This is a genomic window from Pseudomonas fluorescens, from assembly GCF_019212185.1.
Taxonomy (GTDB): Bacteria; Pseudomonadota; Gammaproteobacteria; order Pseudomonadales; family Pseudomonadaceae; genus Aquipseudomonas.
In genome coordinates this window covers 4,235,960-4,253,377 of sequence record NZ_CP078138.1, presented here as the reverse complement: position 1 = coordinate 4,253,377, position 17,418 = coordinate 4,235,960, and the positions used below count along the sequence as shown (strand labels likewise).

5 protein-coding genes are annotated in these 17,418 nt (G+C 63.9%); all 5 read left to right on the top strand.

All coding sequences use genetic code 11. The features are described from left to right. The first annotated feature begins 614 nt into the window (after positions 1-614). The 5 genes from KW062_RS18865 (at position 615) to KW062_RS18845 (ending at position 17,416) form a co-directional block, all read left to right on the top strand. Complete coding sequence (locus KW062_RS18865; protein ID WP_105754948.1) at positions 615-11,357, top strand: peroxidase family protein; 10,743 nt, start codon at positions 615-617, stop codon at positions 11,355-11,357. Between the two features lie 327 nt (positions 11,358-11,684). Continuing rightward, entirely contained in the window at positions 11,685-12,302 is a 618-nt protein-coding gene (lexA, locus tag KW062_RS18860; protein ID WP_027616112.1) for a transcriptional repressor LexA, read from the top strand. Then, positions 12,302-12,919 (top strand): translesion DNA synthesis-associated protein ImuA, encoded by a 618-nt coding sequence (imuA, locus tag KW062_RS18855; RefSeq protein WP_105754947.1) that lies wholly within the window; start codon positions 12,302-12,304, stop codon positions 12,917-12,919. The genes lexA and imuA overlap by 1 nt, the downstream gene beginning before the upstream one ends. 7 nt (positions 12,920-12,926) lie before the next feature. Further along, positions 12,927-14,342, top strand: coding sequence for a Y-family DNA polymerase (locus KW062_RS18850; protein WP_105754946.1), 1,416 nt, complete (start codon positions 12,927-12,929; stop codon positions 14,340-14,342). Next, entirely contained in the window at positions 14,318-17,416 is a 3,099-nt protein-coding gene (locus KW062_RS18845; protein WP_218277054.1) for an error-prone DNA polymerase, read from the top strand. The genes KW062_RS18850 and KW062_RS18845 overlap by 25 nt, the downstream gene beginning before the upstream one ends. Positions 17,417-17,418: the final 2 nt, after the last annotated feature.

Sequence of the window (17,418 nt, the reverse complement as noted above, 5' to 3'; positions counted from 1 at the left end):
GTTTCGTGCACTGGGCAGGTGGAAAAACACGCTGTCGGATCGCTCGGTGGAGCTGGCGATTCTTGGAAAAAAACGGCGTTGATCTCCCTTGCTGGAGCGTAGGTCGCGGCGAATTACTCTGAAATAACATTTCGCTCTATAGCTGAGTCGCTATTTTCATATATCTATAAAAAACAATTAGTTGTGAAGACAGATGCCGGTCGTCAGTTCGAGCGACGCGAAATTGACATTCGTTTGGTATAGGACTTTAGTCTTGCTTATACGGGGGAGAGGTGTACGTCGCGAGCCTGCCATTTCTTTGGCAACGCACGGCGTGGTGTTGATGTTCCCGAGGAGCAGACATGACGATCTTTTCGATCCACTATCCCGTGAAGGGCCGGTGTAGCCGGTTCACCTTCACTTCCCGCTTCCACGGCCCACCGAGGGTCCGAATGCGCTCTGCCTGATCACTCGGCGAGCCACCCGTTTTCCGCGAATTCCAGGTGCGTAGCCTGGGGAATGGCCTTGCCGTTCCCCCCGTCTGATATCGCCCAAAAAATCGCGTCAGCCAGCACCTGAGTGCGCGATGGCTTCGGTCGTCCCGTGCCCGTCCCAGATTGATCGAGGAACCCAAAATGGCCAATTTCAACAAGTCGGACCTGGAATTCATCCTCAAGCAAATCTTCATCGCCGAAGCCCACGCCAATGGCGCCAGCCTCGCTGACTTGCTGCCCAACAGCCAGGTGCCGTTCGGCCTGCGCACGGTCGATGGCAGCTTCAACAACCTGGTGGCCGGACAGAGCGAGTACGGCGCTGCGGACAACTCGTTCCTGCGTCTGCTCGATGCCCAGTATCGAGCGGCCTATGCCGCTTCGGGCAACGTGGTCGACGGGCAGCCACGGGTGATCAGTAACCTGATTTCCGACCAGACGGGCAGCAACCCGGCCGCCGTCGCGGCGAACGGTGGGGCCGCCCCGGCGCTCAGCCCCGGCCTCGATGGCGTGTTCGGCACCGGTGACGACAAGCCGGTGTTCTTCATCCCCAACACCTCGCCGGACGCCGGCCTGACTGCCAGCTTCAACGCCTGGATGACCTTCTTCGGGCAGTTCTTTGACCATGGCCTCGACCTGGTGACCAAGAGCAGCACGGACGTGGTGTTTATCCCGCTGCAACCCGACGACCCATTGTTCAACCCGAACAGCCCGACCAACTTCATGATTTTGTCACGGGCCGTGCAAAGCGCTGGCGCGGACGGCATCGCCGGTACCGCCGACGATTCCCAGCTCAACACCACTTCGCCCTTCGTCGATCAAAGCCAGACCTACAGCTCGCACCCTTCGCACCAAGTGTTCCTGCGTGAATATGCACTCAACGCCGACGGTGACCCGGTAGCCACCGGACGCTTGATTACCAACCGCAACCTGGGTGATGACGGCCTGTTCGGCACTGCCGATGACAGCGGCAGCGAGAGCGGCGGCATGGCCACCTGGAAGGTGGTCAAGGCCCAGGCCCGGGACATTCTCGGCATCGACCTGACCGACGCCGACGTGCACAACGTGCCGCTGCTGGCCACCGATGCCTATGGCAATTTCATTCGCGGCCCCAGTGGCATGCCGCAGGTGGTGATGCGCATCGGCAACGGTGACGACGGGATTTCCGGCACCTCCGATGACCTCACCCAACTGGTCGAAGGCAACCTTGCGGCGCCCATCAGCCTGGCCAATGCGGTCAGCGCCGGGCATGGCTTCCTCGACGACATCGCGCACAACGCGGCGCCGGTGGTAGTCGGCGGCGTGCTGCAGGCGGATGTCGGCACTGCCATTGGCGACGCTCAGGCAACCGATGGACAAGGCAACAACCTGACCTACGACAACGAATTGCTCGACGCCCACTACATTGCCGGCGACGGCCGGGTCAACGAGAACATCGGCCTGACGGCGGTGCACCATGTGTTCCACTCCGAGCACAACCGCCTGGTCCAGCAAACCAAGGAGACCTTGCTGGCCGCCGGCGACCTGGTCTTTCTCAATGAATGGCTGGCGGTTGACGTCGCGACCTTCCCGACTTCGCCGGCCGACATCGCCGCGCTGGTATGGGACGGCGAACGCTTGTTCCAGGCTGCCAAATTCGGTACCGAGATGCAGTACCAGCATCTGGTGTTCGAAGAGTTCGCGCGGACCATTCAGCCGCAGATCGACGAGTTCCTCGCGCCCAACGGCTACGACACCTCGATCAACCCGGCGATCCTCGCCGAGTTCGCCCATGTGGTGTATCGCTTCGGCCACTCGATGCTGACCGAGACCGTCGACCGCTTTGACCCCGAGTTCAATCCGCTGCTCACCTCCGGCTCGCAAATGGGCCTGATCGCCGCCTTCCTCAACCCGTTGGCGTTTGCCAGCAGCGGGGCGGACGCGGATGCAGCCGCTGGGGCGATCATTCGCGGGGTGACCCGCCAGGTCGGCAACGAGATCGACGAGTTCGTCACCGAGGCCCTGCGCAACAACCTGCTGGGCCTGCCCCTCGACCTGCCGGCGCTGAACCTGGCACGGGGTCGCGACACTGGCATCCCGACCTTGAACGAAGCGCGTCGCGAGATGTACGCCGCCACTGGCGACAGCCAGCTCAGGCCCTACATCAGTTGGGCTGACCTGGCCGACCACCTCAAGCACCCCGAGTCGCTGGTCAACTTCATCGCCGCCTTCGGTAGCCACAGCGCCTTGCTGGCAGCCGATGTCGATACCATGGTGGAAATGCGTGCCATCGCCGCTGCCCTGGTGTTTGGCGGCAGCGCAGTGATCAATGCCGACACCCCTGAACAGCGTACGTTCGTCGCCGATGATCTCGATCGCCTGGACTTCCTCAATAGCGCTGGCGACTACGCCATGGTCAATGGCGTGACCACCACCGGCGTCGACGATATCGACTTCTGGATCGGCGGCCTCGCCGAGCAAAAAATGCCGTTCGGCGGCATGCTCGGCTCGACCTTCAACTTCGTCTTCGAAACCCAGATGGAAGCGCTGCAGAACGGCGACCGCTTCTACTATCTGTCACGTGTTGCGGGCCTGAACTTCGGCACGGAGCTGGAGAACAACTCCTTCGCCAAGCTGATCATGCTCAACAGCGACGTGACCCACTTGTCGAACACGGTGTTCCTGACCCCGACCTTCACCCTCGAAGTCAACCAGGCCAACCAGTTCACCAACCTGGGGCCGAACGGCAATGCCGACCCAACCGGCGGCATCATGATCAACGGCGTGGAAATCGTGCCGCTGGTGATTCGCGACAATCCCGACACCGTGGGCGCGGACGCCAACTACCTGCACTACACCGGTGAAGACCACGTGGTGCTCGGCGGCACCGCCGGCAATGACATCATCATTTCCGGTGACGGCGACGACACGGTCTACGGCGACGGCGGTAACGACCGTCTCGAAGGCGGCGCCGGCAACGACGCGGTACTGGGCGGCGCAGGCGACGACATCATCACCGACTCGTTCGGCGACAACCGCCTGGAAGGCAACGCCGGCAATGACGTGATCATCGCCGGCAGCATGCTGGCCGCTGGCAACCTGATCCTTGGCGGCGACGGCCAGGACTTCATCGTCACCACCGAAGACATCACCACCACCTTCGGCGGCCAGGGCGACGACTTCATCCTCGGCGCCAAGACCAACCTGCCGCCGACCGGCAACGAAGGCGACGACTGGATCGAGAAGGGCACCCAGGACGGTGCGCCTGGCGACAACGCCGCGCCATTGCTGACTGACGATGTGCTGGGTAACGACATCTTCGTCGGTGGCGGTGGCTTCGATGAAATGATCGGCGAGGGTGGTGATGACATCTTTGTCGGCAGCGATGCCCAGGACAAGATGGAAGGCATGTCCGGTTTCGACTGGATCACCTACAAGAATGACAATTTCGGCGTAACGGCCGACCTGAGCCTGGCCGCGCTGGCGCAGCCACACGGCAACGCGCCAAACCAGAACGCCGGGGTGTTCAACCCGGTCGGCGCTTCGCCGGCCTCGATCCTCGACCGTTTTGCCGAGGTCGAGGGTATATCCGGTTCGGCTTTTGCCGACGTGCTCAGGGGCGATGACGTCGATGCCGATACCATTATCAACCACGGTGGCGCCACCGGCAGTGCGCTGACCAACGTCGATTTGATCAAGGGCCTGCGTGCGTTCCTCACCGAGGCCGGTTTGCCGACCACCGGTTTTGCCACCGGCAACATCATCCTCGGCGGCAATGGCAGTGACCTGATCGAGGGCCGTGGCGGCGATGACCTGATCGATGGCGACAAATGGCTCAACGTCAGGATTGCCGTCTACAACCCGGGCGACGTCAACCACACCGGTCCGGAAATCGCCAGCTTCAACAGCATGGTCGACATGATCCCGTTCATGCTCAACGGCACCTACAACCCAGGGCAACTCAAGGCCGTGCGGGAAATCCTGCCCGGGACTTCGACGGGTGGGGCGGCCTACGACACGGCGATTTACTCCGGCGCCCAGGACGAATACACCTTTGTCCAGAACACCCGCGGCACCGCTGATACCTCGGATGACGTGTGGACCGTCACGGATACCGTCGCCGGACGCGATGGCACCGATACCCTGTTGCACATCGAGCGCCTGCAGTTTGCCGATAGCCAACGCATTCTGGCAGCAGGCAATCTGCAGCCGACTGGCAGCCCGGCCATCACCGATAACAACGGCGGGGCGATCACCGTCGGCGATATGCTGACGGTCAGCGTCGCTGGAGTGACCGATGGCAACAACGTCAGCGTCAGCAACCCGCAGGGTAACCTGAACAACTCGTCGGTGTCCTACTACTGGCAGTTCGAAGCCGATCCTGGCAGCGGCGTATTCGAGGACATCATCCTGTTGCCAGCCGGTGACCTGGCGTTCCAAAGCGCCGACGGCACCTCGTTCAAGGTTTCTCCCGACCTTGAAGGATTGTCGTTGCGGGTCAAGGCGATCTACCAGGATGCCCATGGCACCACGGAAATCCTCTTCTCCAACCCGACGACCGTGGTCGCACCCGGCGCACCCGTGGCGCCACCGACGCCGCCCCTCGTCGCCGACGCCACCGCCGGTGGCGAAGGCTTGCACATGGTGCGTTCCGACCTCAACTTCATCCTCGCGCAAATCAAGATTGCCGAGGCCGAGGCTGACGGCCAGAACATCCTCTCGCTGATCCCGAACATCCGCGCGCCGCTGGGGCTGCGGGCGGTCGACGGCTCGAACAACAACCTGTTGAACCTCAACGGCATCGACAACACCCAATATGGTTCGGCCGACCAGGTGTTCCCGCGCATCAGCGATCCGGTGTTCAATCAGGCTGAGCAGGGAACTTCGTATACCCAGAACGGCGGCCTGGTGATCGACTCGCAACCGCGCACCATCAGCAACCTGATCGTCGACCAGACCTCGAACAACCCGGCAGCCTATGCCACGGCGTACGACCCGGGTGCGGACGGTGTACTCAACTTCGGCATTCCGGCTGGTCAAACAGGCAACGACGACGTGCTCAAGGACGGCGTGCGCATTGTCGCCAGCCCAGGCCTGGACGGGCAGTTCGGCACGGCCGACGACCGTGATGTGTATCTGTTCGAGAACACCGCACCGGATGCCGGGCTTTCGGCACCCTTTAACAGTTGGATGACCTTCTTCGGGCAGTTCTTCGATCATGGCCTGGACCTGGTGACCAAGGGCGGTTCGGGCACGGTGTTCATTCCGCTGCAACCGGACGACCCGCTGTACGTACCGGGCAGCCCGACCAACTTCATGGTCTTGACCCGCGCCACCAACCTGCCTGGCGCAGATGGTGTGCTCGGCACGGCCGATGACATTCACGAACACACCAACACCACGACGCCCTTTGTCGATCAGAACCAGACCTATAGCTCCCATCCGGCGCACCAGGTGTTCCTGCGCGCCTATGTGATGACGGCGGGCGGCCCGATCGCCACTGGCGAGTTGATCACCAACCGCGACCTAGGGGATGACGGCAAGTTCGGCACCGGCGACGATACGCAAATCGGCGGCATGGCCACCTGGAAAGTGGTCAAGGCCCAGGCCCGGGACATTCTTGGCATCAACCTCACCGACGCCGATATCGACAGCGGCCCGCTGCTGGCGACCGACGCCTATGGCAACTTCATCAAGGGACCGAACGGCTTCCCGCAAGTGGTGATGCACGTCAACAACGGCACGGATGGCATTGCGGGCACCAATGACGACGTCACCTTGCTGGTCGAAGGTGATCCGAACGCACCGGTCAACCTGGCGAACGCGGTGCGCACCGGCCATGCGTTCCTCAATGACATCGCTCATAACGCCGTGCCGGTATCTATCGGCGGGGTGTTGCAAGCGGATGTCGGGACAGCCGTTGGCGATGCGCAACTCACCGACGCCCAAGGCAACAACCTGACCTACGACAACGAACTGCTCGACGCCCACTACATCGCCGGCGACGGCCGGGTCAACGAGAACATCGGCCTGACCGCCGTGCATGCGATCTTCCACGCCGAGCACAACCGGCTGGTGGCGCAGACCAAGGACACCTTGCTCGATTCGACCGACGTGGCCTTCCTCAATGAGTGGCTACTGGTCGATGTGGCCGCGGTACCAACGGATGCCGCCGGCATTGCCGCCCTGGTGTGGGATGGCGAGCGGCTGTTCCAGGCCGCCAAGTTTGGTACGGAAATGCAGTACCAGCACCTGGTGTTCGAGGAATTTGCGCGGACCATCCAGCCAAGGGTGGACCTGTTCTTCGCCCCGACCCAGGTCTACGACGTCGACCTCGACCCGTCGATCGTCGCCGAGTTCGCCCATACCGTGTACCGGTTTGGCCACTCGATGCTGACCGAAACCGTCGATCGCTTCGACGCCAACTACAACGTCATCAGCGACGGTAGCAATCCAAATCAGCAACTGGGCCTGATCGCGGCGTTCCTCAACCCGCTGGCGTACGCCGCCAGCGGCCTGACGCCGGAAGATGCAACCAGTGCCATTGTGCGCGGGGTAACGCGCCAGGCCGGTAACGAAATCGACGAGTTCGTCACCGAGGCGCTGCGCAACAACCTGCTGGGCCTGCCACTCGACCTGCCGGCGATCAACATCGCCCGTGGCCGCGACGTGGGCATTCCTTCCCTCAACGCGATCCGCCGCGACATCTTCAGCCAGACCGGCGATACCCAACTCAAGCCGTACAGCAGCTGGGTCGACCTGGTGCAGCACCTCAAGCACCCAGAGTCGTTGATCAACTTCATCGCGGCCTATGGCGTCCACGACACCATCACCGCGGCGACCACCCTGGACGGCAAGCGTGCTGCGGCCCTGGCACTGGTGCTCGGTGGAGCGGGAGCACCGGCAGACCGCCTGGACTTCCTCAACAGCACTGGTGAATACGCCAATATCACCGTGAATGGCAGGGCGGGCGTGACGATCACCGGGGTCGATGCCATCGACCTGTGGATCGGCGGCCTGGCCGAAGCGATCACGCCGTTTGGCGGCATGCTCGGCTCGACCTTCAACTTCGTGTTCGAGAACCAGATGGAGAAACTCCAGGACGCCGACCGCTTCTACTACCTGGAGCGCACCTCCGGGCTGTCGATGAACGCGGAACTTGAAAGCAACTCGTTCGCCAAGCTGATCATGGCCAACACCTCGGCCACTCACTTGCCGGGCCTGGTGTTCTCCGACCCTGGGTTCTACCTCGAAGTCGACCAGTCCAAGCAGTACAACGATGGCCTGGGCAGCGCCGATCCGGATGGCGTATCGCGTGACAACCCACTGACCGTTGGCCCGGACGCCAACTACATCCGTTACTCGGGTGATGAGCACATCGTGCTCGGCGGCAGCAACGGCAACGATATCCTGATCGCCAGTGAGGGCGACGACACCGTCTGGGGCGATGCCGGCAACGATCGCATCGAGGGGGGCGACGGCAACGACCAACTGCGTGGCGGCACCGGCGACGACATCATCACCGACACCGGTGGCGACGATAACATCCAGGGCGGCGACGGCAACGACGTGCTGCACGGCGGCAATGGGGTCAACCTGATCATTGGCGGTTTCGGCAACGACTTCATCGTCACCGGTGAAGACGCCTCCGAGGCCATCGGCGGCCAGGGCAACGACTTCATCCTCGGCAGCAAGGCCAACGAACAGGACATGGGCAACGAAGGCGACGACTGGATCGAGAAGGGCACCTCGGACGGTGCGCCTGGCGACAACTTCGATCCTTTGGGTAACGACCCGATCATCGGCAACGACGTGTTCATCGGCGGCAACGAGAACGACAAGTTCAACGGTGAAGGCGGTGACGACATCATGGTCGGCAGTCTCGGCTTTGGTGACCGCTACATCGGTGGTTCCGGTTATGACTGGGCCACCTTCAAGGACCTGGCCCAGGGCGTGAGCATCGATTACACCGACCGCTTCTTCGACGTACCGCCGGTCCCCGGTTCAGGCGCCTCGGCGCTGGTGCGCTTCGACATCATGGAAGGCCTGTCGGGTTCGGCCCACGGTGACTTCCTGCGTGGCGACAACGAGGATGCGACCTCGCTGCCTACCGCCGGGGCCACCGGCAGCGTGTTGACCAACATCACGCTGATCAACGGCCTGTCGAGCCTGCTGTCCGCCGGGGCGACCTCGTTCGACGGCGGCAACATCATCCTTGGTGGCAGCGGCAGCGACCTGATCGAAGGGCGTGGCGGCGACGACATCATCGACGGAGACAAGTGGCTGAACGTGCGCATCAGCGTGCGCACCAACAACGACGGCACCGGCCCGGAAATCGCCTCGTTCACCAGCATGGAACCGATGGTACCGTTCATGTTGAACGGCACCTACAACCCCGGCCAGTTGGTGATCGTGCGGGAGATTCTCAGTGGTACCGATGCCTATGACACCGCGCTGTTCTCCGGCAATGCCGGGGAATACACCGTCGAAGTCCAGGGCAACACGGTCATCGTCACCGACCTGGTGGCAGGCCGCGATGGGGTCGATCGGTTGACCGGTATCGAGCGCCTGCAGTTCGCTGACCAGGCTCAGGAGAGCGGCGTCGGCACTGCCTTGAACGGCGGCCCGACCGGGCACCTGGCGATTCTCGATGATGCCAGCGGCCTGCGTGACGATACGCCGGTGGCGGGGCAACTGCTGCGGGTCAGCGCCCAGGCGGTACTGGACGCGGACAACGTCTCGGCGACCAATGCCAACGGTGCGGTGAACGGTCCGGTGGCTTACTACTGGCAGGTGGAAACCATCGCCGGGTCAGGGGTCTATGAGGACATCACGGTTGTCGCAGCGGGCGAGGCCTCGCGGGCAACCGGCACTACCTACCGGGTGACGGACGATGTGGCGGGCTCGAACATCCGCGTGCGGGCGGTGTATCAGGATGCCAAGGGCACCCTGGAAATCGTCGACTCGTCGGCCAACAGCACGCCGACCGCAGGACCGACCGTCAATGGTCTGCTGGTGCAGAACCAGGTGCTGACCGCTGACCCATCGAGCATCGTCGATCCCGATGGCATCAGTAATCCGCAGTTCACCTACCAGTGGCAGGCCACCAACGGGGTGCAGTTCGTCAACATCCCGGGCGCCACCAACAGCACCTTCACCCTGGGCCAGGCCCAGGTCGGCAATCAGGTGCGGGTGGTGGTCAGTTACGTCGATGCCTTCGGCGTTACCGAAAGCATCGCGTCCGACCCGTCCGATCCGGTCGAGAACGTCAACGATGCACCGACCGGTGCGTTGCTGATCAGCGACACCACGCCGGATCAGGGCCAGGTACTGACTGCGCTGACCGGGGCGATCGCCGACGTCGATGGCCTGGGCACCTTCAGCTATCAATGGCAGCAGGGCACTGGCACGTCCTTCACCAACATCAATGGTGCGACCGCGCAGACCTTCGTCCCCGGCATCAATCAGGGCAACCTGCAGCTGCGGGTAATCGTGCGCTACACCGATGCCTTCGGCACCCTGGAAACCGTGACCTCGGCGGCCACCGCGGCCGTCACCGTACCGGCTGGCCTGGTGCTGACCGGTAACGGGCTGGCCAACACCCTCACCGGTGGCCTGGGCAACGACGTCCTGTCGGGTCTGGGTGGCAACGACGTGCTCAACGGCCTGGCGGGTAACGACGTGCTCAACGGCGGCATCGGCAACGACGTGCTCAATGGCGGTGACGACAACGACACGCTCATAGGGGATGCCGGCAACGACACCCTCAATGGCGGGCTCGGCGTGGATGTCATGACGGGTGGTGCCGGCAATGACACCTACGTGGTCGACAACGTCGGTGACAGCGTGATCGAGGCGGCGGGTGGCGGGACCGACCTGGTGCAAACCAGTTTGACCGCCTACCTGCTTGGGTCGAACGTCGAGAACCTGACCTACATCGGGGCGGGCAATTTCACCGGTAATGGTAATGCCCTGGCCAACACCATCACCGGTGGTGCCGGCAATGATCTGCTCAATGGCGGGGCAGGGGCTGACCGTTTGATCGGGCTGGGCGGCAACGACACCTACGTGGTCGATAACATCGGCGATGTGGTGGTCGAGGCGGCGAACGGCGGTACCGATACGGTGCAGACCTCGCTGGCCAACTACACCCTGGGCGGCAATCTCGAGAACCTCAGCTACACCGGCGTCGGCGCCTTCAACGGCACCGGCAACGCCTTGAACAACGTCATCACCTCTGGAGCCGGTAATGACACCCTCAATGGCGGCGGCGGCAACGACACCCTGACCGGTAACGGCGGCAACGACACCCTCAACGGTGATGTCGGCAACGACACGCTGCTGGGCGGCATCGGCAACGATACCCTTAATGGTGGCGCGGGTGATGACAGCCTGGACGGCGGTGACGGGGTCGACATATTGAACGGCGGCGCAGGCAACGACACCTTGCTCGGCGGGCTGGGAAACGACAACCTCGATGGCGGTATCGGCAACGATCTGCTCCAGGGTGGCGATGGCAACGACATCATGCAGGGTGGGGTCGGCAACGATACCTTGCTCGGCGGTATCGGCAATGACACGATCGATGGTGGTGCCGGCAACGACATCGTCACCGGGGGTGCCGGCAACGATACGATGGATGCCGGCATCGGCAACGATACCTTCCTGTTCGGCGCCGGCTTCGGGGTTGACCGGGTTCTCAACTTCGACGCCAACGCGGCAGGCGGACAGGACCGTATCGACATCACCGCCCTCAACATCACCGCGGCGAACTTTGTCGCCAGCGTGGTCATCACCGATGTCGGTGCCGACACCCTGGTCAGCATCGGAGCAACGGACTCGATTCGCCTGGTCGGGGTGGCCAACGCAGGGACTGTGACGGCTGGCGATTTCATCCTGGCAACATGAGGGCAGTGACGCCCCTGTAGGCGCGAGCCTGCTTGCGATGGCGGTGTACCAGCCAGCTTTAATGCCGACTGTGCCACCGCCGTCGCTGCGCTGCGTCGACCTGACAGGCCAGTTCCCATGGGTTCTGTGGTGCATGTTGAATTGAAGGATGACATGCCCTCTGTGGGAACCGGCTTGCCGGCGATGACGATGTCCCATGGAACCTCTTCCTTGAATTGATAGGCCCAATCGTGGGCAAGCCCGCTCCCGCTGGAGGGAGCACATTGTGTCGTCTTCCCAATCATCGCGACTGGCGGTTCTTGTCAGAAAAACCCGACAGGAGTACAAATGTACTCCATGACTACATTAACTCCCCGTCGTGCCGCCATCCTGACCTTCATCAGCGACCGTATCGCTCAACAAGGCCAGCCCCCGAGCCTCGCTGAAATCAGCGAGGCCTTCGGTTTTGCCTCGCGCAGCGTGGCGCGCAAGCATGTGATTGCGCTGACCGAAGCCGGCTTCATCGAGGTCAATCCCCATCAGGCCCGAGGCATTCGCCTGCTCAATCAGCCGCGCCGCCCGGAACTGCTCGACATCCCGGTGCTCGGGCGGGTCGCCGCCGGTGCGCCGATCGGTGTCGATGCCGAGGTGCACAGCCGTTTGTGGCTCGACCCGGCGCTGTTTTCCCGTATCCCTGACTACCTGCTGCGGGTCCAGGGTGATTCGATGATTGGCGACGGCATCCTCGACGGTGACCTGGTAGGCGTACGTCGCAGTGCCCAGGTGGAAAATGGCCAGATCGTGGTCGCGCGGCTGGAAGGCGAGGTCACCATCAAGCGTTTCGAGCGTCACGCCGACAGTGTGCACCTGCTGCCGCGCAACCCGGCCTACAGCCCGATTGTGGTCGGCGCCGATCAGGACCTGGCGATCGAAGGGGTGTTCTGTGGCCTGGTGAGGCAAGGCTGATGGGCGCCGTCGTTGCGCTGGATACCCTGTTCAATGGCGGCCAGGTCTGGAAAGGCCGGCCTGCGCCAGCCAATGTCAGCACCCAACCCACCGGTCACGCAGGGCTGGACGCGGCATTGCCCGCTGGCGGCTGGCCGGAGGCGGCGCTGACGGAAATTCTGATTGCCGGCCAGGGCGTCGGCGAGCTGCAACTGGTCTGGCCGACCCTGGCCCGATTGACCGCTGCTGGCGAGCGGGTGGTGCTGGTCGCGCCGCCTGCCATTCCCTATCCCCAGGCGTGGCAGAACGCCGGGATCGACCTGCGCCAGTTATCGATCATCCAGACCTCTGACCGCGAAGCACTATGGGCCGCCGAGCAATGCCTGCGCTCGGGCAGCTGCGGCGCCGTGCTGTGCTGGCCGAAGCAGGCCGACGACCGGGCCTTGCGGCGTTTGCAGGTGGCGGCCGAAACCGGTCAGACCCTGGCGTTCGCCTACCGTGCCAGCCAGGAGGCGCTCAACCCTTCGCCGGCCGCCCTGCGCATTGCCATCGATGCACGGCCGGCGCAGTTGCGGGTGCTCAAGTGCCGGGGTGGGTTGGTCCGTCCGGCACCGATCGCCTTCGCCACCCGGCATTGAGGTTGCGATGCGCTGGGTCTGTATTGTTTTCCCGCAGTTGGCGCTGGACGCGGTCATGCGCCAGCGCAGCGATCCCGATGAACCGCTGGTATTGCTTAGCGGTCCGGCCCAGCGGCGGGTGTTGCAGGCGGTCAATGAGCCGGCGCGGGCCCTGGGGTTGCGTGCGGGCCAGTCGATGACGGCCGCCCAGGCCCTGAGCAAGGCCTTTGTCAGTGCCGACTATGACGTCGCCGGTGTCGAGCATTGGCAGCAGTTTCTCGCCGCCTGGGCCTATGGTTTCAGTTCCCAGGTCAGCGTGCATTTCCCGCGCACCGTACTCTTTGAAATCGAGTCGAGCCTGGGGCTGTTCGGGCCCTGGCCGCAGTTCGAGGCGCGGTTGCGCGCCGAGCTGACGGCATTGGGTTTTCGCCATCGCCTGGTGGCCGCGCCCAATCCACTGGCCGCGCGGATTCTCGCCAATGCCCACGACGGCCTGGCGGTGTCTGATCAGTCCAGCCTGGAATGTTTGCTCGGGCAAATGTCGGTCGAGCGCATCGGCCTGCCACCCTCAGACGCCACGGCCCTGTCGCGGATGGGCTTGCGCACCCTCGCTCAGGTCCGCGCACTGCCGCGCCAGACCCTGGCCCGGCGCTTTGAAGCCGCGCTGCTCAAGCACCTCGATGTCTTGCTCGGCGAGCGCCCACTGGCCCTGGGGTTTTACTTGCCGCCGGACTGCTTCGATGTGCGCATCGAACTGAATTTCGATGTGCAATCACACCAGGCCCTGCTGTTTCCATTGCGTCGCCTGACCGCTGACCTGGCCGCATTTCTCTGCGGTCGCGACAGTGGCGTCCAGCGCTTCGACCTGCACCTGGAACATGCCGGCCTGCCCGATACCCTGGTCAAGGTTGGACTGCTCAGCGCCGAGCGCGACCCGGGCATGCTGTTCGAGCTGGCCCGTGGGCGCCTGGAGCAAGTCCAGGTCGAGGCGCCGGTGCGCGGTTTGCGCCTGTCGGCTCGGGATTTGCCAAGCTTCGTGCCGCAGCGCCGCGAACTGTTCGACGAACGCCCCCAGCAATCCTTGCCCTGGGAGCAACTGCGCGAGCGCCTGCGTGCCCGGCTGGGTGACGATACGGTGCAAGGCCTGGGTTTCCAGGCCGATCATCGGCCGGAGTGTGCCTGGCAGCCCCGCAGCCAGAGCCAGTTGACCGAGTTGCTATCGGACGTGCGGCGCCCGGGTTGGTTGCTCAGTGAACCGTTGCCGGTGCAGGAGGGTGTGGCGCAGATCCTCATGGGGCCGGAGCGCATTGAGTCCGGCTGGTGGGATGGCGCCGACGTACGCCGTGACTACTACCTGATCGAAACCCGCTCCGGGCAGCAGGGCTGGGCGTATCGCGAGGTGGGCGAGGGCGGGCCGCTGTGGCTGCAAGGCTGGTTCGCATGAGCGCCGGTTATGCCGAACTGCACTGCCTGTCGAACTTCAGTTTCCAGCGCGGGGCCTCCAGTGCCCATGAGCTATTTGAACGGGCCAAGGCCCAGGGTTACCAGGCCCTGGCAATCACCGACGAATGCACCCTGGCCGGTATCGTCCGCGCCTTGCAGGCGTCCAGGGTGTTGGGCCTGCCACTGATCATCGGCAGTGAGTTGCGCATCGAGGACGGCCCGAAACTGGTGCTGCTGGTGGAAAACCTCGACGGTTACCAGGCGTTGTGCCGCTTGATCACCCATGCCCGGAGGCGCAGCGAGAAAGGCCAGTACCGGGTCCTGCGCGAAGACTTCGACGAGCCCATGCCGGGGCTATTGGTCCTGTGGCTGCCGGACAGTACTGAGGTTGAGGCCCATGGCGCCTGGTTGCAGCAGCGCTTCGCCGGGCGCCTGTGGCTGGCGGTCGAATTGCATTGCGGGCAGGACGACGCCCGGCGCCTGGCCGAACTGCAGGCGCTGGCGGTGGGCTTGCAGATCCCGGCGGTGGCCAGCGGCGATGTGCACATGCATGCCCGGGGCCGGCGAGCCCTGCAGGACACCATGACCGCGATTCGCCTGCATGTGCCGGTGGCGGCTGCCGGCCAACGCCTGCACCCCAATGGCGAGCGCCACCTGCGCAGTCTTGAAACCCTGCGCGCGCTGTACCCGGCGGCCTTGCTCGAGCAGAGCCTGGTGATCGCCCGGCGCTGCAGCTTCGACCTTGGCCAGTTGCGCTACCAGTACCCGCGCGAACTGGTGCCCGAGGGACAGACGCCGACGTCCTGGCTGCGCCGCCTGACCGAACAGGGTCTGTGCCGGCGCTGGCCCGAGGGACCGAGCAGCCAGGTACTGGCGCTGATCGATAAAGAGCTGCAACTGATTGCCGAACTCGGCTACGAAAGTTATTTCCTGACGGTGGAGGACATCGTCAGCTTTGCTCGGCGCCAGCGCATCCTCTGCCAGGGTCGAGGCTCGGCCGCCAACTCGGCGGTGTGCTACGCCCTGGGCATCACCGAGATCGACCCGAGCCGGATGAACATGTTGTTCGAACGGTTTCTGTCCCGCGAGCGTAACGAGCCGCCGGACATCGACGTCGATTTCGAGCATGAGCGTCGTGAAGAAGTCCTGCAGTACGTGTTCCAGCGTTACGGACGTCGCCGCGCCGCGCTGACCGCGGTGGTCAGCACTTACCACGGGGCCGGTGCGATCCGCGATGTGGCCAAGGCCCTGGGTTTGCCAGCGGACCAGATCAATGCCCTGGCCGATTGCTGCGCACGCTGGAGCGACGAAGCGCCACCACTGGATCGCCTGCGCGAGGGCGGGTTCGATCCCGACAGCCCGGTGCTGCGCCGGGTGCTGGGGTTGACCCGGCAACTGATCGGTTTTCCCCGCCACCTGTCCCAGCACCCCGGTGGCTTCGTGATTTCCGAGCAGCCACTGGACAGCCTGGTGCCGGTGGAAAACGCCGCCATGGCCGAACGCACGATCATCCAGTGGGACAAGGATGACCTGGACATGGTTGGCCTGCTCAAGGTCGATATTCTCGCCCTGGGCATGCTCAGCGCGATTCGCCGCTGTTTCGACCTGGTGCGCTACTACCGTGGATTGGAGTTGAGCCTGTCGAAGATCCCGGCCGAGGACCCGGCCACCTACGACATGATTTGCCGCGCCGACACCATCGGCGTGTTCCAGATCGAATCGCGGGCGCAGATGTCGATGCTGCCGCGCCTGCAGCCGCGCAAATTCTATGACCTGGTGATCGAAGTGGCCATTGTCCGCCCCGGGCCGATCCAGGGCGGCATGGTCCATCCGTACCTGCGACGGCGCAACAAGGAGGAGCCGGAGACCTATCCGTCCACGGCGTTGGAAGCCGTGCTCAAGCGCACCCTGGGGGTGCCGTTGTTCCAGGAGCAGGTGATGCAGATTGCCATTGTCGCCGCCGACTACAGCCCCGGCGAGGCCGATCAGTTGCGCCGGGCCATGGCCGCCTGGAAACGTCACGGCGGGCTGGACTCGCACCAGGTCCGCCTGCGCGAAGGCATGCTCAGAAATGGCTACTCAGAGGCCTTTGCCGCGCAGATCTTCGAACAGATCAAAGGCTTTGGCAGCTACGGTTTTCCCGAGTCCCACGCTGCCAGCTTCGCCCTGTTGACCTACGCCAGTTGCTGGCTCAAATGCCATGAACCGGCGGCCTTCGCCTGTGCCCTGATCAATAGCTGGCCGATGGGTTTTTACAGCCCGGATCAGATTCTCCAGGATGTGCGCCGGCATCATCTGCACGTGCGCGCAGTGGACGTCTGTGCCAGCGACTGGGATTGCAGCCTGGAGCCGACCGACGGCCAGCAACCGGCGATTCGCCTGGGGCTGCGGATGATCAAGGGATTTCGCGAGGAGGATGCCCGGCGTATCGAAGTCGTCCGCTTGCAGGGCGACTTTGTCGACGTCGCGGACCTCGGCCGGCGCGCCCAGCTCGATGCCCGGGCCCAGGCGTTACTGGCCGACGCTGGCGCCCTGCGCCAACTGGCCGGGGATCGGCACCGGGCGCGCTGGGAAGTGGCGGGGGTGCAGCAGCAACTGGGATTGTTCGCCGGTTTGCCCAGCCAGGATGAACCCGCGGTATGCCTGCCCACGCCCAGCGTCAGCGAAGACCTGCACGCCGATTATCACAGCGTCGGCACCACCCTGGGCCCGCATCCGCTGGCATTGCTGCGCACGCAATTGCGCGGCCTGCGCTGCCGCAGCTCACAGGAACTGCTGGACGTCGAACATGGGCGCAATGTCAGCGTGGCCGGCCTGGTCACCGGCCGCCAGCGCCCTGGCACCGCCAGTGGCGTGACCTTCGTCACCCTCGAGGATGAATTCGGCAACATCAATGTGGTGGTCTGGCGCGACCTGGCCGAGCGCCAGCGCAAGGCCCTGGTCGGCTCGCAATTGCTCAGGGTCGATGGCCGCTGGGAACAGGTCGGCGAAGTCCGCCACCTGATCGCCGGCCGGCTGAGCGACCTGAGCCCGCTGCTCAATGGCATCAGCGTGTTCAGCCGGGATTTTCGTTGAAC